General features: G+C 70.7%; 3 protein-coding genes. All 3 read left to right on the top strand.

Annotated features, from left to right (window positions below):
* Nucleotides 1–136: 136 nt before the first annotated feature.
* From ACFWPJ_RS01510 to ACFWPJ_RS01520, 3 genes are read left to right on the top strand one after another with little or no spacing between them, the layout of a single operon-like run.
* On the top strand, nt 137–6,340 hold the full coding sequence (locus ACFWPJ_RS01510; protein ID WP_378845816.1) for an amino acid adenylation domain-containing protein: 6,204 nt from the start codon (nt 137–139) through the stop codon (nt 6,338–6,340).
* Nucleotides 6,337–7,332 (top strand): ATP-binding cassette domain-containing protein, encoded by a 996-nt coding sequence (locus tag ACFWPJ_RS01515; RefSeq protein ID WP_378845818.1) that lies wholly within the window; start codon nt 6,337–6,339, stop codon nt 7,330–7,332. The genes ACFWPJ_RS01510 and ACFWPJ_RS01515 overlap by 4 nt, the downstream gene beginning before the upstream one ends.
* Entirely contained in the window at nt 7,329–8,138 is an 810-nt protein-coding gene (locus ACFWPJ_RS01520; protein WP_378845819.1) for an ABC transporter permease, read from the top strand. The genes ACFWPJ_RS01515 and ACFWPJ_RS01520 overlap by 4 nt, the downstream gene beginning before the upstream one ends.
* The last annotated feature ends 46 nt before the right edge of the window (nt 8,139–8,184 follow it).

The following is an 8,184-nucleotide window of genomic DNA, read 5'->3' on the forward strand; positions in this document are numbered from 1 at the left end:
CGTGAGCCCCCGCGCGGTGTTCCCGCCGGGCTGCTCGCTCGCGGTGGGTCGGAGTTGTTTCTCCGGGACCGCCCTCCGGGGCGGCCGCGACAGCAGGGCGAGCAACCGGCACCCGCTGTTCCAGGTCGCGCTGAGCATGCAGGACGACCCGGCGCCGGAGCTGGAACTGCCGGGTCTGCGCCTGGCCGCCGACGAACTCGACATCGCGCGTGCCAAGTTCGATCTCGAACTGCGGGTGGCGCCCGCCGAGGGTGGCGGTCTCCGGTTCGACTTCGTGTACGCCGCCGAGATGTTCGACGCCGCCACCATCGAGACCCTCGCGGAACGTTTCGTGCTGATCCTCACCCAGGCGACCGCCGACCCGGAGCAGCTGGTGTGCGAGATCGAGGCACTCACCGTCGCCGAGCACCGTGCCCTGGTGCCCGCGCAGGGGCCTGCCCCGGTGACGCCGGTCGTGCTGGCCGACATCGTCGAACGCGCGGCCACCAAGTTCGCGCATCGGCCTGCCCTGCGCTGGTTCGCCGGCGGCAGCGTCGACGGTGCGGTGGGGGAGCTCGACTACGACGAGGTCGGCTTCCGGGCACACCGGCTCGGCCGGGCGCTGATCGCGCGTGGCATCGGCACCGGTGACCGGGTCGTCGTCGGCCTGACCCGTGGATTGGACTGCGCGCTGGCCATTTTCGGCGTCGCGTCCAGCGGCGCGGCCTTCGTGCCGGTCGACCCGCGGTACCCCGCCGACCGGGTCCGGCACATGCTCACCGACTCGGGTGCCCGCGCGGTGCTCACCACCACAGCGGATGTCGAGGCACTGCGCGAGGCGGCCGGTCCGCTCGACACCCAGTGGCTGCTGGTCGACGACGCCGACCTGCAGGCCGAACTCACGGGCTACGACAGCGTTCCGATCACCGATGCCGAGCGGATCCGCCCGGTGCGCCCCGCCGACACGGCCTATCAGATCTACACCTCGGGCTCGACCGGTCTGCCGAAGGGCGTGGCGGTCACCCACAGTGGTCTGGTCAGCCTCGCGGTCGACCTGCAGGAGCGGACGGGTCTCGACCGCTTCGCTCGCACGTTCTTCTTCTCGACTCCCAGCTTCGACGTCTCCGTCCTCGACATGCTGCTGGCGGTCTGGTCGGGCGCCGAGATGGTGATCGGGCCGATCGACATCTACGGCGGCGACGAGCTCGGCGCGCTGCTCGACCGGGAGGACATCACCCACACCTTCCTGACGCCTGCCGTGCTGGCCTCGATCGATGCCACCCGCTGGCCGCTGCCGCGTTTGCGCGCGCTCATGGCCGGTGGCGAGGCGGTGCCGCCCGATCTGGTGGCGAGCTGGGCGCCGGGCAGGCGTTTCGTCAACGCCTACGGTCCCACCGAAGCCACCGTCATCGCCGCGATGTCGGAGATGCGGGTGGGTGTGCCGGTGGCCATCGGCACGCCGGTGCGTGGCGCGCGGGCCCTGGTCCTGGACGAGCGGTTGCGGCCGGTCGTCACCGGGGTGCCGGGTGAGCTCTACCTCGGCGGGCCCGGCATCGCCCAGGGCTACCACGAGCGCTTCGGCCTCACCGCGGGCCGTTTCGTCGCCGACCCGGCCGGGCCCGCGGGTACCCGGATGTACCGCACCGGTGACGTCGTGCGGTGGACCGCCGACGGCGAACTGGAATACCTCGGCCGCAGCGACCACCAGGTCAAGGTGCGCGGTTTCCGGATCGAACTCGGCGAGATCAGCGCGGTGCTCGGCAGTCACCCGGATGTCCGGTTCGCGCACACCGAGGTCCGGCGGATCTCCGGCGACGACCGGATCGTCGCCTGGGTGCAGCTCGCCGACGGGATTGAGCCGACGCAACTGGCCGCCGTCCGCGACCACGCGGCGGCCCGGCTGGCCGGGCACATGGTGCCCGCGTCGCTGACCCTGCTCGATCGCGTGCCGCTCACGCCGATCGGCAAGCTCGACCGCGGCGCACTGCCGGAACCGGAATTCACCGTGGCCGCGGGCCGGGCGCCGCAGACCGCCTCCGAACGGCTGGTCGCCCAGGTCTTCACCGACCTGGTCGGCACCCCGTCGATCTCCGCCACCGACAGCTTCTTCGACATCGGCGGCAACTCGCTGCTCGCGACCCAGCTGGTGGCACGGCTGGCCGCGGCCAGCAATGTGCGGCTGGAGGTGCGGACCGTGTTCGCCGCGCCGACCGTCGAAGAACTCGCCGCGCTCATCGAGTCAGGGCCGTCCGGTGACGAAGGCCGCCCCGACCTGGTGAAGCAGCAACGCCCGGAACGGATTCCGCTGTCCGCGGCGCAGCGCAGGCTGTGGTTCCTCAACCGGTTCAACGCGAGCACGCAGGGCGAGAGCCAGTCGGCGGGCGCCTACAACATCCCGGTCGTGCTGCGCCTGCACGGCCCGATCGACCTGGATGCACTCATTGCCGCTTTGCACACGGTGCAACGTCGGCACGAGACGCTGCGCACGGTGTTCCCGGAGAGCTCGGGCGAGCCCGAACAGCTCGTGCTCGACCCGGCCATCGCCGCCGTCACCCTGTTCCACGCGTCGGCGCGGCCGGACGAGGTCGAGGCCGCGGTGACCCGGTTCGTCACCCCCGGCTTCGATCTGTCGGCCTCGGTCCCCATGCGGGCGGCGCTGATCACGGTCGACCACACCGGTCTGCCCGTGCCCGCCCAGGCCAAGCTGGCCGTCGCGGGGTCGAAGGAGCACGTGCTCGTCCTCGTCGTGCACCACATCGCGATGGACGGCTGGTCGCTGGAACCGCTGGCCGGCGAGGTCGCCGCCGCCTACCGCGGTATCCGGTCAGGCGAACAGTTCGGCGAGCTGATCCCGGAGATCCAGTACACCGATTACACCCTGTGGCAGCAGGAACTGCTCGGCACCGAGGACGACCCGGGCTCGCTGATCAGCAAGCAGCTGGCCCACTGGTGCGAGGTGCTCGACGGCCTGCCGGAACTGCTCACGGTCCCGGCCGACCGCCCGCGCCCGCCGGTGCCCTCCTACCGGGGCGGCACTGTCGACTGCCAGCTCGACGCGGCCACCCACCGCGCGCTGCGCAGCATCGCCACCGTCAACAACGTCAGCATGTTCATGGTGCTGCACGCGGCACTGGCCGTGCTGCTGCACCGCGTCACCGGCGACGACGACATCGCTGTCGGCACCGCCACCGCCGGCCGTGGCCATCCGGCGCTGGACTCGATGATCGGCATGTTCGTCAACACCCTGGTGCTGCGCACCGAGGTCGCCGACGAGCGTGCCTTCGTCGACCTGCTGCGCACCGTCCGCGACCGCGATCTCGACGCGTTCGCCAATGCCGACATGCCTTTCGAACGGCTCGTCGAGGTGCTCAATCCGGCGCGCTCCCAGGCTCATCACCCGCTGTTCCAGGTGATGCTGTCGGTGCGCAACGCCCCGGTGCGGATGCTGGAACTGCCCGGTCTGCGGATCGAGGCCGTCGACGCCGACGCGGGCATCGCCAAGTTCGACCTGCAGTTCACCTTCACCGAGACCCAGACCGCCGAGCGGGTCGGCGACGGCATCACCCTCGCGGTGAACTACGCGGCCGACCTGTTCGACGAGGGCACCGCACGCAGGCTGGGTGAACGGCTGGTCCGGCTGCTCACCGCGGTCGCCGCCGACCCGAACACGGCCGTCGGCGATCTCGCCCTGCTCGACGCGGCCGAGTGGACCGCGCTCGCGCCGGTGCACGGTACCCGCGCCGATCGCCCGGTCACCTTCCCCGCGGTGTTCGGCGCCGCGGTGGCACGGTCCAGGGACGGGGTGGCGTTGTGCGCGGGCGACACCGTGGTCACCTACGACGCACTCGACCGCTGGACCAACCGGCTGGCCCGGGTCCTCATCGGTCAGGGCATCGGTCCGGAAAGCCTGGTGGCGCTGGGCGTTCCGCGATCGGTCGAATCGGTGGCGACGATGCTCGCCGTCGCCAAGGCCGGTGCGGCGTTCGTCCCGGTCGACCCGAACTACCCGGCCCAGCGGATCAGCCACATGCTCACCGACTCCGGTGCCGCCGTCGGCCTGACCCTGCTGGCGCACCGTGATCGGCTGCCCGGTGACTGCCGCTGGCTGGTCCTCGACGACCCGCAGACCCGCGCCACCGTGCTCGGCACCGACGATTCGCCGGTCACCGACTCCGACCGGATCCGGCCGCTGCGCCTGGCCAACCCGGCGTACGTGGTCTACACCTCCGGTTCCACCGGAACACCGAAGGGCGTGGTGGTCACCCACGGCGGCATCTCGAACTTCGCCGCCGAGACCGCCGACCGCTACGACGTGCGTCCTGGCAGCCGGGTACTGCACTTCGCCACCCCGAGTTTCGACGGCTCCATGCTCGACATCCTGTTCGCGCTCGGCGGGGCGGCGACCCTGGTGATCGCGCCGCCGGGAATCGTCGGCGGCGAGGACCTGCGGCAGCTGTTCATCCGCGAGCGGATCACGCACGCCTTCATCACCACCGCCGCGATCGGCACCGTCGACCCGGCGGGCGTGCACGCGCTCGCGCACGTCCTGGTCGGCGGCGAGGCGCTGCCGCCGGACCTGCTGGCCCGCTGGGCTCCGGGGCGCAATTTCTACAACGTCTACGGCCCCACCGAGACGACCATCGTCACGCTGATGCCGCAGCCGATGAGCCCGCAGGGCCCGATCAGTATCGGCGGTCCGATCCGGGGCGTCAGTGCCACCGTCCTGGATCGGCGGTTGCACCCGACCCCGATCGGCGTCACCGGCGAGTTGCAGCTGGCCGGTTCGGCACTGGCCCGCGGCTACCACAACCGGCCCGGCCTGACCGCGCAGCGTTTCGTCGCCAATCCCTATGGCGCACCCGGCGAACGGATGTACCGCACGGGCGACCTGGTGCGCTGGCGCGCCGGCGCGAAGTCGGCGTCGCTGGACGTGGAATACGTCGGCCGCACCGACCACCAGGTGAAGGTGCGCGGTTTCCGCATCGAACTCGGCGAGATCGACGTCGCGTTCGGCAGGCACACCGACGTCGAATTCGCCCTCACCATCGGGCACACGACCCAGGCGGGCGCGACCGCACTGGTCTCGTACGTGAAGGCACGGGCGGGTGCCGCGCCGACGATGCGCGAGCTGCTCGACCACGTCGGCGCGCACGTGCCGAACTACATGGTCCCGCAGTCGGTCATGCTGCTCGACGAGGTACCGCTGACCCCCGTCGGCAAGCTCGACCGGGCCCGGCTGCCCGAGCCGGTGTTCGCCGCGACCGAGGGCTACCGCGCGCCGGTGACCCCCGCCGAGGTGGCGCTGTGCACGGTGTTCGCCGAGGTGCTCGGCATCGAGCGGGTCGGCGCCGACGACGGGTTCTTCGAACTCGGCGGCAACTCGCTGCTGGCCACCAAAGTCGTTGCCGCACTGCGTGAGCAGGGCTACGACATGCCGGTGCAACTGATGTTCGGCGATGCCAGCCCGGCCGGCATCGCCGCCCGGCTCGACGGCGCCGACGCGGGCGCGGCGATGGAGGCGGCGACAGGACCGGTGCTGGCCATCCGCCCGTCCACCAGCCCGCACGACACCCCGCTGTTCTGCGTGCATCCCGCGATCGGCCTGGCGTGGTGCTACGCGGGTCTGCTCGCGCACCTCGCGCCGCAGCGTCCGGTGTACGGCCTGCAGGCGCCGCACGTGTCCGGGGAGGACGGGTTCACCACGATCCCCGAAGCCGCCGGACACTATGTGGCCCATATCAAGTCGATCCAGCCGCACGGTCCGTACCATCTGCTCGGCTGGTCGCTCGGCGGCCTGATCGCGCAGGAGGTGGCGGTCCAGCTGCAGGACGCGGGCGAGGACGTCGCGCTGCTGGCCATGATGGACAGCTACCAGCTCGGCGACCGCTGGCTCGACACCGCGATGCCGAGCGTGGCCGACATCCTCGGCGAGTTCGGCGCCGACCTCGTCGGCGGGGCACCGCTGCCCGCCGACCTCGACCTGCACCAAGCGGCCGATCTGCTACGGGCACAGCCGGGCCCGTTCGCCGCGCTCTCGGTCGAGAACCTGGAACGGCTCTACACCGGGTACGCCGACGGCACGGTGATGGCCAACCGGTTCCGGCCGCGCACCTTCGACGGCGACCTGGTGTTCTTCACCGCCGCGGCGGACGAGATCAACGCCGCCGATCCCGGCAGGCGCGCCGAAGCCTGGCAGCCGTTCGTCACCGGCAACATCCACAACCACGACCTGCCCTGCAGGCATGCGGCGATGACAACGCCGGAATCGCTGGCGGTGATCGGCCCCGTGCTGCATCGCCACCTCGACGCGGTCCCGGCGATCACCGTGTGCGGCGGCGGCCAGAAGGAGATGCGTCCGTGAGTTTGGCGGTAGAAGTACGTGGCCTGGCCAAGAGTTACGGCAAGGTGCGCGTACTGAAGGAGATCGACCTGGAGATCCCGGCGGGCACGGTATTGGGACTGCTGGGTCCCAACGGCGCGGGCAAGACGACCACCGTGCGGGTCGTCACCACGCTGCTACGACCCGACGCGGGCTCGATCCGGGTCGCCGGAGTGGATGTGCTGGCCGATCCGGCCACGGCGCGGACCAGGATCGGGTTGTCCGGTCAGTACGCGGCGGTCGACGCGAACCTGACCGGTTACGAGAACCTGCGCATGGTGGCGCGCCTGTACGGCATGTCCCGTAAGCAGGCCGTGTCGCGGGCCGAGCAGCTGCTCAGCGCTCTCGGCCTCGAGCATGCGGCGGGTCGGCGCGCCGGCACCTACTCCGGCGGTATGGCCCGGCGGCTCGACCTGGCGGGCGCGCTGGTCGCGCGGCCGCCGGTGGTGGTGCTCGACGAGCCGACCACCGGCCTTGACCCGCGCGGACGCCTCGACATGTGGCAGGTGATCGGTGAGCTCGTCGACGACGGGACCACCGTCCTGCTCACCACCCAGTACCTCGAGGAAGCCGACCTGCTCGCCGACCGGATCACGGTCATCGACAAGGGCACCGTCATCGCGCGGGGCTCGGCCGACGAACTCAAGACCTCCATCGGTGGTGACCGGCTCACCGTCACCCTCGCCGCCGGGCAGAGCCCGTGGCCCGCGGTGAAGGTCCTGCAGCAGGTCGGCGTGGGGGAACCGATCCACGAACCCGGCAGCGCGGAGGTGTCGGTGGTGGTCGGCGACGGATCGCGCACCATGGTCGAAGCGCTGCGCCGCCTCGACGACGCGGGCGTGTGCGTCGTCGACGCCGTCGTCGTCCGTCCCACCCTCGACGACGTGTTCCTTTCCCTCACCGGGGCTCCGGCCGAACCGGCCGTCGAAGAAATCGAAACCGACGATGTGCAACAAGAGGAGATTCTGTCATGAGTGTGGCACCGGAGGTCTCGGACGAGAACGAGACTCGCGAAATGCCGATCCAGACGAATCCACCGCGCCCCGCCGCTGCGGGCGGGGCGCAGCCGCGGGCCCGGTTCATCCGGGACAGTGCGATCGTGGCGCACCGTAATCTGCTGACGATTCTGCGGGTGCCGACGCTGCTGGTCACGGCCACGATCCAGCCGTTGATGTTCGTGTTCCTGTTCGCCTACATCTTCGGCGCGTCCCTCGGCGGCGACCAGTACCGCGAGTTCCTGCTGGCGGGCATCTTCACCCAGACGGTCGCCTTCAATGCCGCCTTCACCACCGTCGGTCTAGCCGGCGACCTGCAGAAGGGCATCATCGACCGGATGCGGACGCTGCCGATGTCACGGCTGGCGGTGCTGATGGGCCGCACGCTGTCCGACCTGGTCGTCAACGTGCTGAGCCTGGGCGTGATGGTGATCTGCGGGTACATCGTCGGCTGGCGCATCCACGGCAGTGCCGCCGACGCCGCGCTGGCCTTCGCCATCATCCTGCTGTTCGCGTTCGCGATGTCCTGGGTCGGCGCGCTGACCGGCCTGATCTCACCGACGGTCGAGGTCGCGCAGAGCGCCGGCCTGATCTGGATGTTCCCGCTGTCGTTCATCTCCTCGGCGTCCATCTCCGCCGAGACCCTGCCGGGCCCGCTGCGCACCATCGCCGAATGGAACCCGATCACCGCGGTCTCGGCGGCGGGCCGCAAGCTGTTCGACAACGACGCACCACCGTCGTTCGCCCCCGCCACCGGCTGGGCCGCCGACAACTGCATTATATAAGAAGTAATATGCTCAGTGGTGATCGTGGATTTGTGATTTGTAGATG

The sequence above is a fragment of the Nocardia sp. NPDC058497 genome (assembly GCF_042720195.1).
Classification (GTDB): Bacteria; Actinomycetota; Actinomycetes; order Mycobacteriales; family Mycobacteriaceae; genus Nocardia.

Bases quoted from the DNA above. Each gene is read 5' to 3' on its own strand.
- ACFWPJ_RS01510 (WP_378845816.1), top strand. From the start codon at position 137: ATGCAGGACGACCCGGCGCCGGAGCTGGAACTGCCGGGTCTGCGCCTG.
- ACFWPJ_RS01520 (WP_378845819.1), top strand. From the start codon at position 7,329: ATGAGTGTGGCACCGGAGGTCTCGGACGAGAACGAGACTCGCGAAATG.